Below are 17,187 nucleotides of genomic sequence, written 5' to 3'. Positions count from 1 at the left end.
ATATTATCAAATTTGTTTAATTATTAATTAGATAGAAATATATTTTATATTTACTAAAAAACTTCTTTTGACAATCATTCGGGTTATTCATTGCTGAGAAAAAGACATGGGGCTTGTGAAGGTCACAAACTTGATGGCCCACGGGAACCTACCCTCGCAATTCTGAAACGCATTTACGATAGTCCCTGACTTCCTTCACAGATCTCCACCCCAGCCCTGGAGCCAGCCATGAATGCTGAAGCCATCCCGTCCGCCACCCCCGGCAAAGGCATGAGGATCGCGATGATCCTGGTGCGCAGCCTCATGGGGCTGCTGTTCGTGTTCGCGTCGGTCACTTATCTGTTCAAGCTCTTCACGCCGCCGCCGCTCGCGGGGGCCATGAAGGTGTTCAACGACGGCCTCGAGGCATCGCGCTACATCATGCCCACGGTGAAGGTCATCGAGCTGGTCTGCGGCCTGGCCTTTTTGTCGGGCCGCTTCGTGCCCCTGGCCTCGGTGCTGATCGCGCCCATCATCGTGAACATCCTGCTGACGCACGTGTTCCTGGGCCCCGAAGGCATTCCCCTGGCCGTGTTCCTGGTCCTCGCCAACGGCTTTGTCGCCTACTACCACCGCGACCGCTACCGGCCCCTGTTCAGGTCCTGAGCTTTCGCACGTTTCTTTCCATCTGGGCTTGCGTGGCCTAGAGCCAGTTTGCGTTCAAAGGATTGGGAACCACAGATTTCACAGATTCCACAGATTCATCACGTATGAGCTTCGCGGATGGAATTCAGGTGGCCCGCAAAGCGATTTCGGGCCGGAACCATCAAAGATGGAGCTGTGTGTCCCACTCTTATTTTAATCCTTGATCCGAGTGAATCAGTGTTCATCAGTGTTCATCAGTGTTCATCAGTGTTCATCAGTGTTCATCAGTGTTCATCAGTGTTCATCTGTGGTTAGTTTTTACTTTCTTGATTGCAACTCCATATGAGGTCGCAATGGCCCGGTTGTCATTCACCGTGGACCGAGCGCCGCAGGGACTCCAGCAGGCCGGACCCGCCGGAGCGGTGGAGGTGGAGGGCCAGGCCGGCCACCAACAGGACGGCGAGAACAATGAGGATGCGTTTGCGCATGGTTGCGTTCCTTTTCAGGTGTAGGCCAGGGTTTCCTGGACGGTGAGGCGGGAGGCCCGCCAGGCGGGGAAGAAGCTGGCCAGCGCGGCGCCGATGAGGACGATGCACAGCCACAGCAGCAGGCCGAGCGGGGAAAGCACGAGCGCGAGCGGCGCACGGAAGGCCATGGCGCCCACCACGCGGCCCACGATTGAAGAGAAGGGCAGCGAGACGCCGATGGCCAGCACCCAGCTCAGCGCCCCGATGAAGATGCCTTCGCTCAGCACGTTCCGCAGCACCACGCGCGGCGTGCCGCCGATGGCCTGCATCACGCCGAACTCCCGCGTGCGCTCCACCACGCTGGTGCTCATGGTGGAGGCAAGGCCCAGGGCGCCGACGACGGCCATCAGCACCGCCATGAAGAGGAGCGCGTCGATGAGGATGGCGATGTGGGCGCCCACGGCGCTGCGCAGTTCCCGATCGGTGATGAGCACGGACACGTTGACGTCACTTGCGCGCAGGGCTTCTTCGATGCCGCGCAGGATCTGGGCTTGGGTCGCGGGAACTCGCGAATCAAAGACGAGGCGGAAAGAGCGCGCCTGGCCGGGTTTTCCGGTCAAGCGATCCAGGGTTTCCGCTGGAACGTAGGCGACGCTCGCCGCGCCGATCTCTTCCACGATGCCCACCACGCGGCCATTCAACGGCCGACCGTCACACCCATCGATGGAAAGCGCGATGGCATCGCCCACCGCCGCATGGGGCAATTGGCCGCGAACGCCCTGGTTCAACACGATGGCATCCGTATCCCCTGGCCGCAGCCAGCGGCCCGCGAGCAAGGGAAAATCCACGAGCCGCGAATTCTCGGGCACGGCCCGAAGTGTAAAACTGCCGTGGCCGCCGTCGGGATAGGTGCGGACCACGTCCACCAGCCCCGGCTTTTCCAGGGCGGCAGGCGCGAAGCCCCAGGCTTCCACGGTCTTCACGCCGGGCACACTATGCAAAGCGGACAGGATCGGCGCCGCGGGCTCCAAGCCGTTCAAATCCACTTCCACGTCGTAGTGGCGATGGGCCATGCCTTCATCCAGCCGTTTGGCCCAGGCGGATTTCACATTCAAGCCGGTCATGAACATGCCCCCGCCCGCGGCCAGGAGGCCCAGCGTGAGGAGCAGCCGACCGCGCCGCCGGAACGCGTTGCGCAGGCCCATGAGCAGCGTGCGGTCCAGGCCCCGGAGCGAAGCCAGGAGCCCATCCAGCCCGCGACCGCCGAAGGATTCCGGCTTCACGCCGAAATCGCTGATGGCCTCGCGCACGGTGATGCGGCTCCCCCGCAGAATGGGACCCAGCGCGACGAGCGCGGGCACCACCAGGCCCGCCGCGATCTGCGCCGCGTAGACCCAGGCGGGAATGGCTTCGCTCGTCAGCGTGAAATTCAGCAGCTCGGCCACGGCCTGCGCGAAGGCCCGCGCCCCCAGCGTCCCCGCGCCCACGCCGAGCGCCGTGGCCACGGCGCTGAGGCCCAGCACCATCACCAGGTAGAGCGCGGCGATCTGCCCGGTGCGCGCGCCCACGGCCTTCATCACGCCGATCTGGCGCACCTGCTGGGCCAGCATGCCGCCCACCATGGTCGCCACCAGGATCACGCTGAGGCCCAGCGCCATGAAACTGAAGGCCACCATCATCACCAGCACGGCGGTCATCTGGCCCTGGTGGGGATGCATGCCCGGGGGCGGAACCTGGATGCGTTCCACCACGCGGCCCTGGGCCTGGAGCCATGCGCCCAGGCGGCGGGCGGTGGCATCGACGGCAGCCACATCTATAGGCACATCCATGGGCGACTCGCTGACGCGGATCTTCAGCAAGTCCAGGCCGCCGGTTTCGCCGAGCCAGGCCATGGTCGCGGGCGTGATGTAGCCGTAGCCCGTGCGCTCCTGCCAGGCCGGGGCCAGGGCGGGATCCTGCACCAGACCGCTGATGGTCAGCGCGCGCGGCGGCCCGTGGGGCGGCTTCACCAACAGGCGGCCGCCCATTCCAGCTTTCACCATTTCCACGGCGGTGCGTTCCAGCAGCAGCGTGCCCACCGGCGGCGGCCAGGCGCCCGCCACGGGCTTGAAGGTGGCGAGCTGCATGGCATTGAAATCCTGCACCACGAAAAGCTGCAGCGGCCGCCACTGGCCCGGGCCCACCTGGACCCGCGCCAGCACTTTCGCGCGGGCTTCGGCGGCGGCGATGCCGGGCTGGCGGCGCACGGCCTCCAGCAGGGTGTCGTCCAGCCGGTCCAGTTCCAGCGTGGCGGAGGGAGGCTTGGTGCCCATATAGTTGACGCGGATTTCGCGGGTAAGGATGGCGTAGGCGCCCAGCATGGTGCCGATGCCCAGCAGGCTCGCGGCGATGGCCAACACCATCATGGCGGTGCGGCCCCGCGCCTGGCCCAGGTCCCGCCAAAGCTTCCGCCACCGAGGCCTAAACATGGGACACCGCCGGGAAACCCAAGGGAGCGAAAAGGAAAGACCGAGCCGTTTTTTCCAAAGGCTCGGAGACGATCTCCCCATCCATCAAGGTCACGGTCCGGGTGATGAAACGGCCCAGGTCCCGCTCGTGGGTCACCATCACCACGGTCTTGCCTTCGCCCGCGAGCTCCGCGAAGAGGTCCAGCACCGCTTCGGCTGTGTGGGAATCCAGGTTGCCCGTGGGCTCGTCCGCCACCAGGATGGGCGGGTCGTTGGCCAGGGCGCGGGCCAAGGCGGCGCGCTGCTGCTGCCCGCCGGACAGGGCCGAAGGCAGCTTGTCCGCCTGATCGGCGATGCCCACGCGATTCAGCAGAGCCAGGGCGCGGGGGCGGCGCTCGGCTTCGGGGTAGGTGTCGCAGAAATCCATGGGCAGCATCACGTTTTCCGCCACGGTGAGCGTGGGCAGCAACTGGAAGAACTGGAAGACAACGCCAATATTCCGGCCCCGCCATGCCGCCAGCCCGCCCTGGCTGAGGGTGTGGACCGCCGTGCCCGCCACCTGGATCTCCCCGGACGTGGCGCGGTCGATGCCGGTGAGCAGGTTCACCAGGGTGGATTTTCCGCTTCCTGATTTGCCCACCACGGCGACGAATTCCCCCGCGGCAATGCGGAGGGTGATCTCCTTCAGCGCCAGGAATGGGCCCGTGGGCGTGGGAAAGGATTTGGAGATCCGGGTGAGCGAGATCAGGTGCGGAACCAGGTCTTGGGATTGGGTTGGCGGCATCGGAAGAGCTCCTTGTAATGTCGAACATGAAGTTCATAATCGAACATCATGTTCGGTATCAAGTTTCTCCGCGCGGGCGCCGCGAACCAGATCAAGGGAAGCGGTTTTGTCCGTTTCGGAACACTCCGGACCACTTTGTTCGAGAGGAGGAAGCCATGGTGTTGAAACCCGCGAAGCTGGAGGACCGCCGCGTGGCGCGGACGCGCAACCGGCTGCAGGATGCCCTGGTGGCGCTCATCGTGGAGAAGGGCTACGACGCCATCACCGTGCAGGACATTCTGGACAAGGCCGACGTGGGGCGCTCCACCTTCTACGCGCACTTCCTGGACAAGCAGGATCTGCTCATGGGCGGCCTGGAGCGGCTGAAGGCGGCGCTGGCGGAACAGCAACAGGCGGCCCTCAAGCATCCGGGCACGGGGCAGGCGCGCGCCGGCTCAGGTGCCACGAAGGGCCGCCCCTTCGCTTTCAGCCTGCCCATGCTCTTGCACGTGAAGAGCCACCACCGGCTCTACAAAGCGTTTGTCGGCCGCCAAAGCGGCACCATGGTCATGCTCCACATCCAGCGCATCCTGGCGGATCTGGCGCGAGATGAGATCACCGCCCGGGTGCCCGCCAAGACCCGCAATGCCCTGTCCCGCATCCCCATCGAAGCCGTGGTCCAATCCACCGTCGGCGCCTACCTGGCCCTGCTGGTTTGGTGGATGGACCACAAGGCGCCCTGCACCGCCGAGGAGCTGGACGCGATGTTTCAGAGGCTGGTGCTGCCGGGAATCACGGCGCTGGAGCTGCAGGGTTCCCCCGCGCGATAATCGAATTCGATGAAAACGACTCCCTTCCGCATCTACCACAACACCCGTTGCTCCCGTCGGCCCTGGCGAATAGGCCACAGACCAACAGACAGCACCCCCCCCCCCCCCCCCGGCCCCCCCCGCCCCCCCCCCCCCCCCCCGCCCCCCCCCCGCCCCCCCGCCCCCGCCCGCGCGGTGGGGGGTGCTCGGCATGAAGGCGGGTGAGCTGCTGAGGCGCGGCGAGGCGGTGTTCCAGGGAAAATATTCGGATCACGACCTCAGTGATGAAGAAGCGCTCGAAGCGATGCTGGCGCATCCGATCCTGATGGAGCGCCCCATCGTCGTACGCGGCGGCAAGGCCGTGGTGGCGAGGCCTGCGGAACGGGTGTTGGAGCTGCTCTAGAGATGCACATAAGGTCTTTCGTGGTCGATATTTCTGCGCTAGGCGAGGACCCGTTGCAGAAATCGACCAGTGGCCTCGCGGAAGGCTTGGCTCCACTCATGGCCGCCCTTGAACTGGAGGGATTCCACGGGGACACCGCGGGTTCCGAGAACGGCCAGATCCTTCTCGAACTGGTTCGATCCATAGAACGCATCCGCCTCGCCGCGGGCCAGAAGGACCGGAGGCAGCGCGAGGTCGGCCGCTTCGGCCACATCCTTGGGCAGATCCCCGCCCAGCACGATGAGGCCGTCGCAGAGACCGCAACCGGCCGCGGCGCGCCAGGCCATGGCGGCGCCCTGGGAGAAGCCCATGAACACGAGATTGCCAGGCTCCCCTTCGGCCCGCAGCGCGGAAACCACGCTGCGCACGTAGGCCAGGTTGTGCCCGATGGCCTGGTGACGGTCGAGGCTCGTCATCCAGGAGCCCACCACTTCCTGCGTTTTGGTGTTGTAGAAGCGATGGAGGGCCTGCACGGACACCAGGGTCCACGCGCCGGCTCCGGGAATGCGGCGCAGCTCATCCAGCAGCATCTCCGCGTTCTGCCCGTAGCCGTGGAAGCCCACCAGCAGCGGCGCCGCGCCCCCAGGCGCGGGATGGGAGGCGGGTTCCACCAGGTAGCGGCCCACGGTGGCTGCGTTGAGCGTGCGGGTTTCGGCCATAGCCAGCCATTCTGGCACACCCGGAGCCTGGGGCCGCAAGGCGATGGGGAGCACGGGAAGCCTTTCTTGCATTGATTAAAGCTTTAACGTGCTTAAAGTGCTGTTTATCCAATTCGTCACAGATGAATTCCTGATGGCATCCGAAGGAGTGAGGTGACCCATGTTCGCGATTCCGATGCCGGTGCCGGCCATTCAAGAAACGGCCCGCCCCGAAACCACGCCCGAGGCGGCCATGAAACGCTCCTTGAAAGAAGGCGCCCTGGCCCCTGATTTCACGCTGCCCGGCGCCGACGGCAAGCCCGTGGCGCTCTCGGCCCTGCTCGCCAAAGGCCCCGTGATCCTGGCCTTCTACCGCGGCGCCTGGTGCCCCTTCTGCAATGTGCAGCTGGGCAGCTACCAGAAGGCCCTGGCGCGCTTCCAGGCCAAGGGTGCCACGCTCGTGGCGGTCTCGCCCCAGGTGCCGGAAAAGGGCGAGGCGATGGCCCAGAAACACCAGCTCACCTTCCCGGTGCTCAGCGATCTCGGGCTCAAGGTGGCCCGCTCCTACGGCCTGGTATTCAAGGCCCCGGCCAACTACACCTTCCTTCCGGAATTCAACGGCGACGCCAGCGGGGAGCTGCCCTTGGCGGCCACTTTCGTCATCGGCCAGGACCGCAGGATCCTGAAAGCCTTCGGGGACCCGGACTACAAGCAGCGCGCGAGCGTGGAAGATCTGCTAGCGGCTTTGCCGAACCAGGACAAATAATAATCTTTTTTATTTAGTTATTAATCAACCTGATTATCCCAATCTCAGCCGACGAAGCGTGCCCGCGAAGGGGTGCAAAGCCGCTGCGCTCTGCCGAAGGGCCGCGAAACGTGATTCAACCCGGTATCGCTTCGCGGGGGCGCGCAGCGCCCGCGGGCCCCTTGGCCCGCGAATTCAGGCGGCCCGGCGCGGATCACACCTTTGTGCGAGCCCGTCGCCGGGCCGCCTGAATTCCATCCGCGAGGCTGGCCCATGATGAGTCTCCTGGTCGCCAAAGCGCTGGTGTGGCAAATGAGATTTCGCGGCCCTTCCTTCACCCCTTCTCGGCCTCAGCCTAGCTAATACCCGTGGCATGGCAGTTATTCGCGGCCCTTCGCGGGATACTTTTCCCCGGCTGAGGCTCGTGGGTAATCAGGTTGACCAATTCATATTGAAACAGTGGAATCCAGGTGCGGCGATGCGGAAGCTGGGGCATCGGCTGGGACATCGGCCGAGCCCTTCCATTTCCACAGCAGGGCGATGCTGATCAGCACCGCCGCCACGCCGAAGACACTGGCCTCCAGGCCGAAAGAGCCGCCGGTGAGCCATTCGGGCTTGCCCTGGAAGAGCGGGTGGACCCAACCCTTCCCTGCATTGCCGCTGACGCCGAAGCCCAGGACGCTCCCCTGCATCCAGTTCCAGCCCAGGTGGATGCCGATGGGAAGGGCGAGGCTGCGCGTGCGGAGGTAGGCGAGGCCCAGGAGCACCGCCGCCAGCGAGATGTTGAGGGTGGCCCAGAACATGGTGGCGCCGTGCATGCCCGGATTGCCCCAGTGGGCGAAGGCGAAGAAGAGCGCCAGCACGAGCTGCGTGACCCAGACGCCGGTGCCGTCCAGCAGCCGCTGGAAAAGGAAGCCCCGAAAGAAGCTTTCCTCGAAAAAACCCACCACCAGCATCACGTAGAACCCATAGCCGAGGGTCCTCAGGCTGCGGGCAGGGTCCAGCTCGAAGCGCACGCCGCCTGCGGCCCAGGTCATCCCGGCGGCGGCGAGCATCACCCCCGCGCCCATCAACGTGCCCCAGGCGATCTCCTTGGCCCAGCGCAGGTCCAGATGAAAGCCGATGCTGGCCAGGGGTTCCTTCCGGAGCCGCGTGCAGCCCCAGGTGGCCAGGAGCGTCATGACGAAGGGCACGGGCTGGAGCCATTCCCCGGACACGCCCAGCTTCTTCAGCCCCAAGGAGAGAGGAATGAACACCAGCCCCGCCGCCGCCACGAATCCGATGAAGATGAGCATCCACCAGCCATTGCGCAGGCGGTGGTCCTGATTGAAGAAGGCAGTTCGCACGGCGGGCTCCAGGCTGAACCAGGGCTACGGTTCCAGCTCCGGAATGTTTACCGGGGACCGGCCCCGCCGCGTGTTTTATTTCAGAGCCCGCGTCCATCCTGGATCTGGTTGAACCGCCACTCGCAGAGCTGCTTGAAGCGGTTCATGACGTTCGCCGTGACCCGGTCGTGGATCCATTCCCAGGTCCGGTTCACCAGCTTGGTCCTGGAGAGCTGCTCCTTCCCGTAGAAATTGAACCCCACCGCCAGGAAGACCTGGGTCGCCTCGGTCTCATTTTGTTCGGCGATGGACGAGCGGGCGTACATGGAGAAGATCCCGATGGGGTAGCCGCCGCTGCACTCGTAGAGCAGGTACCGGGCGTTGTCGCAGTCAGAGGAGGGCGGCACGGTCTGGAACCGCTTCGCGTTCAGGTTGAAGAGCGGGATGAAGCTCAGGCCGAAGATCCCCCGGCGCAATCCGAAGGGGTATTTCTTCCAGCCGCACAGGAACAGCCGGATGTTTTCGAGGCGGCCATCGATGCGTTCCACCTGCGCCAGGTGGTTGGGCCAGCAGGTGGAATCGCCGTTCCACTTGAGCAGTTCCTCGAACACGTACCGCACAGGCGCGTTGATGCCGATCTTGTGCAGATTCAGGATCCGGTACTCGGAGACGTCGATGCCGATCCGCTGCATGATCCGCTTGCTGTAGTTCTGCCGCTCCTCCTCGGTCCGGAACTGGACCAGGGTCGGCAGGGCCGGCCGGTTCAGGAAGAAGCGCCGGAGGTCGCTCAGCAGCCCCTTGCTCGGCGGAGGAGGGCCGTGGGTTCTCGGTTGCTGTCGGGGCACTGGATGGACTTTCACACAGATCGCATTCAATAGAATAGAAACCTATGAGCCATCAGTGGCGCCAAAGATTCAGAGGAGTTGAACCATTTCCTTTTTTCCTGGGGATTCCGCGGCCACACGGTTTCGCCCCTGCTTCTTGGCGATATACACACCCTCATCCGCAGCCTTGATCAGATCTTCGACCCTCCCCATTCCCGCAGTGCGCACCGCCACGCCGATGCTGATGCTGCCGCGCCATTCGCCATGGCCCGCGGGCACGCTCAGCCCAGCCACCACCCGGCGCAGTTTTTCGGCGAGCTGCATGGCCCCATCCAGCGGCGTGCGGGGGCAAATGACTAGAAATTCGTCGCCTCCCAATCTGCATACGACGTCGTCCGTTCGCACGGAATACCTCAGATGCCTGGATAGTTGCCGCAGCACCTCATCCCCCGCATCGTGCCCATGGTTGTCATTGATCTGCTTGAAGCCGTCCGCATCGATCATCATGCAGGCCAGCGGCGCGCATCCGTCCTTGGTTTCCTCCCACCATCGCGCCAGGCGCAGCATCGCATGGCGCCGGTTGGGCAAGCCGGTAAGCGCATCGGTCAATGCGATTTCCTCCAGCCGCCGGTTGGCGATGGCCAACTCCCTGGTGCGTTCCTCCACCCTGGCTTCCAGCGTCTGGTTCAAATGGAGCAATTCTCGGTTCCGTTCAGAGACTTGCTCGAAAAGGCCGTTGAGCGAGTAGAGCAATGGTTCTACGGCCCCTTCTTTCATGTGCTCCTCGGCCAGGTAGGCATCGGCCGCGGTATGCCCGGACCTGATCGCGGCGATCTGCCTCGCCATGGTCTGGTCGGAACCGAGGATGTGGTAGGCCAGCCAATAGACGAGGAACTTCAGCAGCAGTTTGGCTTTGTCGGTATTTTCCGGCGAAACACCGGCGTGCATCTGCGTCACTTCATGCAGGAAATTGGCATGTTCATGCCGGTGGTGCTCCAGGTGGCGCGGGTCTATCCCCGCATTGGCCATGAGCATCTCTTCTTCCGAGAAATGATACTGGGCGTAGGCCGCCAACTCCCCGAACACCCTTTCAATTTCGGTGAAGGTGACTCCTTCCGATCGCATCAGCAGTTCGCCGAACTGATTGATGACGTCCACCAGGTGGTGGTGCTGTTTATCGACCTCCTCCAGGCCGGTGATGAAATGTTTGTCCCAGCGAAAGGATTCCATGGTGTTCCCCTTCGTATAAATGCTGCCCTGGCGGTCCCGGCATTCGCTGGTTCATCGCCGCCGCCAAGCCGAAGTCACCAAGCAGCGTATACCTGAAGACAATCCTGTTTTAAAAAACCGTGGGAACGAGAGGGTACCAATAATTTGCGTGGGAAAATCGGCGGCAGGGGCCCGGCTTTCGCCGGGATCCCTGCCGCCGGACGGGCTGGCGGGTTCAGCCGCGGAAATCTTCGGCCATCTTGGCGATCACGGCATTGATCTTGAGTTTGGCCATGCCGATGCTCGCATCCTCCTTCAGGATCAGGACCATATGGATGTGGGCCTTCCCGGGCATCGAACGCAGGGGATCCGTGCCTTCGTTGAGGCAGCGCACGAGAATGTGGGCGTGCTCGGCTTCCACGTGCACCTGCTGGCCCCGGCCGGTCCCCATTTCCAACGAGGCCTTCTGGGCGTTCATCAGCACATTGTTGGCGAGGACGCCGACTTCCTTGAGGTTCACGCCTTCGGCGGCGAGGAGGCAGAGTTGCTCCCCCGTCGGAGTGAACAGGCCGCAGCCTGCGAAGCCGTCGATCGAGGCAAGTTCTTTCAGTTTGTCAGCAGCAGCCATGGCGTGCTCCTTGTGAGAAGTGGGAGGGGGCGGAGGGACCTGGAGGATCGGAGGATCTTCCAGATCAGCGGGGGAGAGAGGTTCAGCGACGCCGGGGGCCCTGGACACCCGGGCTTCATCCTTGATGCGGCAGGCTTCCATCAGCAGGTTGGGCAGGGACCGCATGGGTTGTCCCGGAACGGGGGTGCGGCCCTTCAGCAGTTCGATGGCGGGATCCTCCCAGGCGAGGATGGCCAGGGCCGCGTCGTCCCCGGTGGATGTCCCTGCCTGGGCGTGGATCAGCTGGCCATCCAGGAAGTGGAGCAGTCCCTGGCCCCCCTTGGCCTCCACCCGCACCATGCAGGTCTTCCGCTCGATCTGGATCATCTGGAGGAAGGTGGCCAGGCTGATGCCGGTGAGGTGGCCGCTGGCCATGGCCGAGAGGGCTTCGGCCACGGCGTTCTGGAGGCGTGGGAAATCGAAGGGCTTGTCCAGCACGCAGGTGACGCCCTGGTCCCTGAGGCGGCTTTCGATCTCCGGCGTGCCGAAGGCGGTCATGACGATGGCTGGAACCCCGGGATGATGGCGGCTCATGTGGGACAGCAGCCCGTAGCCGTCCAGTTCGGGCATCTTCAAGTCCGTCACGACCAGGTCCACCCGGTGGTCGTCGAGGATCTGCGCCGCCAGCTTGCCGTTCTTGGCGGTGAGCACGGTCATGTCCAGGGCGGATCCGGCAAAGCCGTCCAAGGCTGTCCTCAGGAACAGCTCTTCGTCGTCCACCACCAGCAGGGTGGGAGGGGGGGTCATGGCAAATCTCCCATGCCTGGACCAGAGCATGGGAGGTGCCAGAATTTATTTACATTTAAACCATTTATTATCAATATTTTAATAATTATCACTGAAAGCGCCCGTTCAATATGGACCAGTCAGTCCGACCGGCGCAGGTCAGACTGGCCCGGTCGCTGGAGCTTTCTTCATCCTGCGTTTCAGCGTCGACAGGGAGATGTGCAGCGCCTCGGCCGCGCGGGTGAAGTTGCCCTGATGAAGCTGGAGCGCGCGGCGGAGATGTTGCCATTCCAATTCCTCCAGAGTCAGGAGGGGAGCCGGCTCCAGGTCCGGGGACGCGGCGGCGGACACGGGGATCCCTCCGCCCGGCAGGAAGGCGGATGGGGGCGCATCCAGAAGGAACGCGCGTTCCAGGACGTTCCTCAATTCCCGCACATTGCCCGGCCACGCGTAGGCCGCCAGATGGGCCAGCTCTTCGGCGGCAAGCGGCCGCCCTTGCCCGGCTTGATTGGATTGGAGAAAGGCGCAGAGTTCCGGCAGATCCTCCAGGTGTTCGCGCAGCGGGGGCAGCTCGATCCGCAGCACATTGAGGCGGAAGTACAGGTCGGAACGGAACTGGCGGGATTCGATGGCCTTCTCCAGAATGGCGTTCGTCGCCGCCACGATCCGCACATCGACCCGTTTGCCCACCCGGCCGCCCAGGGGCGTGACCATGCGGTCCTCCAGCACCGACAGGAGCTTGACCTGGAGGTGCATGGGCATCTCCCCGATCTCGTCCAGGAACAGGGTTCCCCCCTCCGCCATCTCCAGCACGCCTTCGCGCGAGGCGACCGCCCCGGTGAAGGCTCCGCGGGTCCAGCCGAACAGCTCGGCTTCGATGAGGTTCTCGGGCAAAGCCGTGCAGTTCACCGTCACGAAGGGCGCCGCGCTCCGCGCGCTGGCGTGATGGATCGCCCGGGCCACTAGGTTCTTGCCGGTGCCCGTCTCTCCGGTGATGAGCACGGACGCATCGGACCTTGCGGCGAGGCCGACGATCTTCCTGACTTCGGCCATCTGGGCGGACCCGCCCACCAGGACCGCGCTATGGCCATCCGCCTGGGCCCGCCAGGCTTCCAGGCGGCCCACCCGCTCGAGGGCCGAATAGGACATCAACCGGTCCACAGCGTGGCCCAGGGCCGCGACTTCGAAGGGCTTGGAAAGGTAGTCGTGGGCCCCACTTTCAGGGCATCGACCACATGGTCGAAGGTGGGGAAGGCCGTCGCGTAGATCACCTTGGCGAAGGGGCTCGCCTTGAGCAGGCGCCGGCAGAGGTCGAGGCCGCTGCCATCCGGAAGCTGCTCATCCAGGATCGCGAGGTCGATGGATTCCTGCGCGAGGAACCCATCCGCAGCCGCGCAGGTTCCAGCCTCCAGCACCTTGAACCGGTCCCTGAAGAAATCCGCGACGCATTTCCGGAAGAGCGAATTGTCGTCCACGATCAAAAGCTTTTTCCGGGGGTCCATGTCAGGCGCTCACGAGCGTGAAGGTCATCCGGGTGCCCCGGGGCTGGGCCGGTTCCATCCAGATGGTGCCGTTCATCCCGGTCACCATCTTTTTCACGATGATGAGGCCCAACCCCGTGCCCTGCTCCTTGGTGGTGAAGAACGGGTGAAGACCCGCGGCTTGAGGTGGTCCGGCACGCCGGGGCCGTTGTCCTCCACCATCACCGACACCTGGTTCTTGCCGGGAACCACGCGGATCCGGATGAGGGGTTCCGGCTCGCCGCCGCTGGCGTCCGCCGCGTTCGCCACAAGGTTGATCAGGATCTGGTGCAGCGCCCGCACATCGGCGTTCACCAGCGGAAGGCCCGGATCGATCTCGAATTCGAGGCCGATCCCCCGCGCCACCAGGTCGGGCTCGATCAGCGGTTTCAACTGCGCAAAGAAGGAGGCGAGGTCCAGGGCCTTGATCTCGGGTTGCTCGAACAGCGAGAAGCTTTTCAGCGACCGCAGCAGGTTTTCGGCCCGGGCCAGCTCGCCTTCGATGCTCTCCAGGTATTCGGCCACGGTCTCCCGGGGGAACCTATCGAGACCGCTCCGGAGGACGCTGACCGCGGCCTTTATCGAGTGGATCGGGTTGCCCAGTTCATGGCGCACCGCCGAGAAGATGAAGCCGAGGCTGTTCATCTGTTCCACGGAACCGGCGATGGCCTCCAGGCGGTCCCGCTCGGTGATGTCGCGCAGGAAGACCCAGACGAACCCGCCCGAACGGTAGAACGTGTAGCCGTAGAGCCGCGAGCCCACACGCATGGACTCCCCGTCCACGTGGTCGCCCTCGAGATCTTCGAAGGTCATGCCGCGCTTCATCAGCAGGGTGTTCAGGCCTTCGTAGCTATGGTCTCCGACCGTGTCCAACAGCTGCTTAACGGCCCTGTTCTCGAACACCACGCGCCGGTTCTCCACGTCGAAGACGAGGATCATCAGGTGCATGGATTCCATCCCGTCGGCGAAGACGCACTCCCCGGGGGCAGGGCGATTTGCAGAAGGGGCAGAGATGGCTGTGGGCGCAGAGGAACTTCGCGGGGGTTTGGAGGCTGCACATGGTTGGGTGATCCTCTGGGGCCGGAACCCAGGAATGCCCTCCCGGAAAGGCCCTGGCCGCGCCCCACTCGTGGATAGCACGGAAGCCCTGTGCGCAATGTCAAACTCCGCGGAGGGGGAGCCGCCGGGATCCTGCTGTAATGGTTTCTTTTCGGAGGCCCCATGCCCGCCGACGCTTCCCTGCTCACCGCCCTGCCCCTGTTCGCCACCCTCAATGCCGACGAGTGCGCCCTGCTCACCGAGGCGGTGGGCACCCGGTCCTTGGATGCGGGTGTGGTCCTCTTCAGGGCCGGGGATCCCGGCCAGGCCATGTACGTGGTGGTCCAGGGCGCCGTGGAGATCTTCATCACGGACCTCGCGGGGCAGAAGATCGTGCTCACGGAATGCGGCCCCGGCGATGTCTTTGGCGAGCTGGCCATGTTGGATGCGGGACCCCGCACTGCCTCGGCCGTGGCGCTGGAGGAGACGGAGCTTTTGGAGGTTGACCGCGCCGATCTGCTGCTCCTGGTGAGCAAAAAACCCGAAGCGGCGCTGCACCTTCTCGGCGCCATGGGCGCCATGACCCGGAAGGCCGATCTCCTGCTGCGGGCCAGGGTGGCGCGGAATCCCAGCGAGGAGATCCAGGAACAGATGACGCTCGTGCAGAAGGTCGCGGATTGGATCGCCGCCTTTTCCGGCAGCATGTCCTTCCTGGCGGGCAACGCGCTCTGGTTCGGCGCGTGGATCTGGCTCAACATATCGGGCACCTGGCGTTTCGATCCCTTTCCCTTCGGGCTGCTGACGATGATCGTGTCCCTGCAGGCCATCTTCCTGTCCATCTTCGTGCTCCTGGCCCAGAACCGGCAGGCCGCCAAGGACCATGTGCGGGACGACATCGAGTACGAGATCAATGTGAAGGCCGAGCTTGAGGTCGCCCACTTGCATGACACCGTTGATGAGCTACGCCAGAGTGTGCTGGAACGCCTGCAGCGCATCGAAACCCACTTGCTGAAAGCCAAGGAATCATGAAGCCAAGGGATCTGGCCCTCGATCTGGCCCAACGCTTGGAGGCTGTAGCAAATCCCGATCGGCAGCGGGGCGCCCAGGCCTACATGAAAACTTCGGATCCCTTCTTCGGCGTGGACGCCGCGTCCATGCGCCGCGTGGTGAAAGGCATGGCCAAATCCCACCCGCCGGAAAACCAGGCCGAGTACCTAGCGCAGATCCAGGCCTTCTGGTCCCTGCCCCAGCGGGAGGCCCATTATGCCGCCGTGGAATGGGCCAAGCTCTTCCCGGCCTTCCAGACCCTTGAGGCCCTGCCCCTCTTCGAGCGCATGATCCGGGAAGGGGCCTGGTGGGACACGGTGGATGAAGTGGCCCGCTTCCTCGTCGGCGCCCTGCTGCTGAAGGAGCGTGCGGTGATGAAACCCGTGATGGAGCGCTGGATCCAGGACGAGCACCTCTGGATCCGCCGCGCCGCCCTGGTGGCCCATCAGAAGCACCGGGAGCGCGCCGACGAAGCCCAGCTTTTCGATCACTGCCTGCGGCTCGCACCTGAGCAGGACTTCTTCATCCGCAAGGCCATCGGCTGGGCCCTTCGGGAGCACAGCAAGACCCGGCCCGAGGCTGTGGAAGCCTTCATCGCCGCCCATCGCGCGGAACTGTCCGGCCTCAGCATCCGGGAGGGACTGAAGCGGGTCTCCGCTTCGCGCTGAACCCGCCGGCCAGGGCCACGCACGGAAAAGTGCCTGCTGCCGCCGCCGGAGTTCTGCTCTAGAGTCGAAGGAATCCCGACTCCAGGAGCCCCCATGAGCACCAAGGCCTACGCAGCGACTTCCCCGACTTCGCCCCTCACCCCCTTCACCTTCGAACGCCGGGCCACGGGCCCCCACGACGTGCGCATCGAGATCGCCTATTGCGGCATCTGCCATTCGGACATCCACCAGGTGCGGGATGAATGGGGCGGCGCCACCTATCCCATGGTGCCGGGCCATGAGATCGTGGGCCGCGTCACCGCCGTGGGCGCGCACGTGAAGAATTTCAAAATTGGCGATCTGGCCGGCGTGGGCTGCATGGTGGACAGCTGCCGGACCTGCCCGAGCTGCGCGCGGAACCTGGAGCAGTTCTGCGAAAAGGGCGCGGCCTTTACCTACAACGGCACCGAGATGGACCGCAAGACGCCCACCTTCGGAGGCTATTCCAGCAGCGTGGTGGTGGACGATGCCTTCGCGCTGCATATCTCGCCCAAGCTCGACCTCGCCGCCGCCGCGCCCCTGCTCTGCGCGGGCATCACCACCTATTCGCCTCTGCGATATTGGAAAACGAAGCGGGGCGACAAGGTGGGCGTCGTGGGGCTGGGCGGTCTCGGCCACATGGCCGTCAAGATCGCCGCGGCCATGGGCGCCGAAGTGACGATGCTCAGCACCTCCGCCTCCAAGGAAGCCGACGCGCGGAAGCTGGGCGCCCAGGGCTTCGGCCTGACCTCGGACCCTTCCACCTTCACCCGGCTGAGGGGACATTTCGATCTCATCATCGACACAATCTCGGCGCCCCACGACTACAACCAGTACCTGGGCATGGTGCGGCTCGAAGGCGCGATGGTGCTGCTGGGCGTTCCGCCGGCCCCAACGCCCGTGGCCGCGACCTCCCTCATCTTCGGCCGCAAGACCCTATCCGGCTCGCTCATCGGCGGGATCAAAGAGACCCAGGAGATGCTCGATTTCTGCGCCGAACACGGCATCGTCTCCGAGATCGAGCTGATCCCCGTCCAGCAGGTCAACGAGGCCTACGAACGCATGATGAAGGGCGATGTCCGCTACCGCTTCGTGCTGGACATGAAGACGCTCTGATGGGCCCAGGTCAGGCCCCAAGGGGCCGCCGCCATCGCTCCAGGGAAGGCTTGGCAGACCTTTTTCAACTCCCACTTTTTCAATTGCCTATCAA

General features: G+C 64.3%; 18 protein-coding genes. 7 read left to right on the top strand and 11 right to left on the bottom strand.

Translation table 11 applies throughout. The features are described 5' to 3' along the window. Positions 1-270 precede the first annotated feature (270 nt). Entirely contained in the window at positions 271-645 is a 375-nt protein-coding gene (locus tag IPQ13_11840; GenBank protein ID MBL0211582.1) for a DoxX family membrane protein, read from the top strand. 481 nt (positions 646-1,126) lie between these two features. On the opposite strand, the gene IPQ13_11835 is transcribed toward IPQ13_11840, so the two are convergent. Then, positions 1,127-3,559, bottom strand: a complete 2,433-nt coding sequence (locus IPQ13_11835; protein MBL0211581.1) for an FtsX-like permease family protein — start codon at positions 3,557-3,559, stop codon at positions 1,127-1,129. Next, a complete protein-coding gene (locus IPQ13_11830) occupies positions 3,552-4,322 on the bottom strand; it encodes an ABC transporter ATP-binding protein (GenBank protein ID MBL0211580.1) in 771 nt (256 codons plus the stop codon). Before IPQ13_11830 ends, IPQ13_11835 begins: the two co-directional genes overlap by 8 nt. Positions 4,323-4,477: 155 nt before the next feature. Here IPQ13_11830 and IPQ13_11825 point away from each other — a divergent pair, with 155 nt between their 5' ends. Together IPQ13_11825 and IPQ13_11820 are read left to right on the top strand one after the other, a co-directional pair. Next, positions 4,478-5,131 (top strand): TetR/AcrR family transcriptional regulator, encoded by a 654-nt coding sequence (locus IPQ13_11825; GenBank protein MBL0211579.1) that lies wholly within the window; start codon positions 4,478-4,480, stop codon positions 5,129-5,131. Between the two features lie 190 nt (positions 5,132-5,321). Beyond that, the gene (locus IPQ13_11820) at positions 5,322-5,513 is read left to right on the top strand and encodes an arsenate reductase (glutaredoxin) (GenBank protein MBL0211578.1); all 192 of its coding nucleotides are present in this window, start codon (positions 5,322-5,324) and stop codon (positions 5,511-5,513) included. Between the two features lie 38 nt (positions 5,514-5,551). On the opposite strand, the gene IPQ13_11815 is transcribed toward IPQ13_11820, so the two are convergent. Further along, complete coding sequence (locus tag IPQ13_11815) at positions 5,552-6,211, bottom strand: dienelactone hydrolase family protein (GenBank protein ID MBL0211577.1); 660 nt, start codon at positions 6,209-6,211, stop codon at positions 5,552-5,554. Between the two features lie 160 nt (positions 6,212-6,371). Between IPQ13_11815 and IPQ13_11810 the strand changes: the two genes are divergently transcribed. Then, entirely contained in the window at positions 6,372-6,956 is a 585-nt protein-coding gene (locus tag IPQ13_11810) for an AhpC/TSA family protein (protein MBL0211576.1), read from the top strand. A 425-nt stretch (positions 6,957-7,381) separates the two neighbouring features. Here IPQ13_11810 and IPQ13_11805 read toward each other — a convergent pair whose 3' ends face one another. The 8 genes from IPQ13_11805 to IPQ13_11770 form a co-directional block, all read right to left on the bottom strand. Then, positions 7,382-8,281, bottom strand: coding sequence for a CPBP family intramembrane metalloprotease (locus IPQ13_11805; protein ID MBL0211575.1), 900 nt, complete (start codon positions 8,279-8,281; stop codon positions 7,382-7,384). Between the two features lie 80 nt (positions 8,282-8,361). After that, positions 8,362-9,105, bottom strand: coding sequence for a hypothetical protein (locus tag IPQ13_11800; GenBank protein MBL0211574.1), 744 nt, complete (start codon positions 9,103-9,105; stop codon positions 8,362-8,364). A 69-nt stretch (positions 9,106-9,174) separates the two neighbouring features. Then, positions 9,175-10,314 carry a bacteriohemerythrin gene (locus IPQ13_11795; protein ID MBL0211573.1) on the bottom strand — a complete coding sequence of 380 codons (1,140 nt, stop codon included), beginning with the start codon at positions 10,312-10,314 and terminating at the stop codon, positions 9,175-9,177. Between the two features lie 214 nt (positions 10,315-10,528). After that, complete coding sequence (locus tag IPQ13_11790) at positions 10,529-11,707, bottom strand: response regulator (protein ID MBL0211572.1); 1,179 nt, start codon at positions 11,705-11,707, stop codon at positions 10,529-10,531. Positions 11,708-11,845: 138 nt separating this feature from the next. Further along, on the bottom strand, positions 11,846-12,835 hold the full coding sequence (locus IPQ13_11785; GenBank protein ID MBL0211571.1) for a sigma 54-interacting transcriptional regulator: 990 nt from the start codon (positions 12,833-12,835) through the stop codon (positions 11,846-11,848). After that, complete coding sequence (locus tag IPQ13_11780; protein MBL0211570.1) at positions 12,835-13,188, bottom strand: response regulator; 354 nt, start codon at positions 13,186-13,188, stop codon at positions 12,835-12,837. Before IPQ13_11780 ends, IPQ13_11785 begins: the two co-directional genes overlap by 1 nt. 1 nt (position 13,189) lies before the next feature. Next, complete coding sequence (locus IPQ13_11775; protein MBL0211569.1) at positions 13,190-13,300, bottom strand: sensor histidine kinase; 111 nt, start codon at positions 13,298-13,300, stop codon at positions 13,190-13,192. Next, positions 13,282-14,154, bottom strand: a complete 873-nt coding sequence (locus tag IPQ13_11770) for a HAMP domain-containing histidine kinase (protein MBL0211568.1) — start codon at positions 14,152-14,154, stop codon at positions 13,282-13,284. Before IPQ13_11770 ends, IPQ13_11775 begins: the two co-directional genes overlap by 19 nt. A 273-nt stretch (positions 14,155-14,427) precedes the next feature. Here IPQ13_11770 and IPQ13_11765 point away from each other — a divergent pair, with 273 nt between their 5' ends. The 3 genes from IPQ13_11765 (at position 14,428) to IPQ13_11755 (ending at position 17,093) form a co-directional block, all read left to right on the top strand. Beyond that, positions 14,428-15,273, top strand: coding sequence for a DUF1003 domain-containing protein (locus IPQ13_11765; GenBank protein ID MBL0211567.1), 846 nt, complete (start codon positions 14,428-14,430; stop codon positions 15,271-15,273). Further along, positions 15,270-15,959 (top strand): DNA alkylation repair protein, encoded by a 690-nt coding sequence (locus IPQ13_11760; protein ID MBL0211566.1) that lies wholly within the window; start codon positions 15,270-15,272, stop codon positions 15,957-15,959. The genes IPQ13_11765 and IPQ13_11760 overlap by 4 nt, the downstream gene beginning before the upstream one ends. Before the next feature lie 93 nt (positions 15,960-16,052). After that, entirely contained in the window at positions 16,053-17,093 is a 1,041-nt protein-coding gene (locus IPQ13_11755; GenBank protein MBL0211565.1) for an NAD(P)-dependent alcohol dehydrogenase, read from the top strand. Positions 17,094-17,187: the final 94 nt, after the last annotated feature.

The sequence above is a fragment of the Holophagaceae bacterium genome, from assembly GCA_016720465.1.
In the GTDB taxonomy this organism is placed as follows: Bacteria; Acidobacteriota; Holophagae; order Holophagales; family Holophagaceae; genus JANXPB01.
Note: the sequence above shows the minus strand (reverse complement) of the source record. Positions and strands in the feature narration are given on the sequence as shown.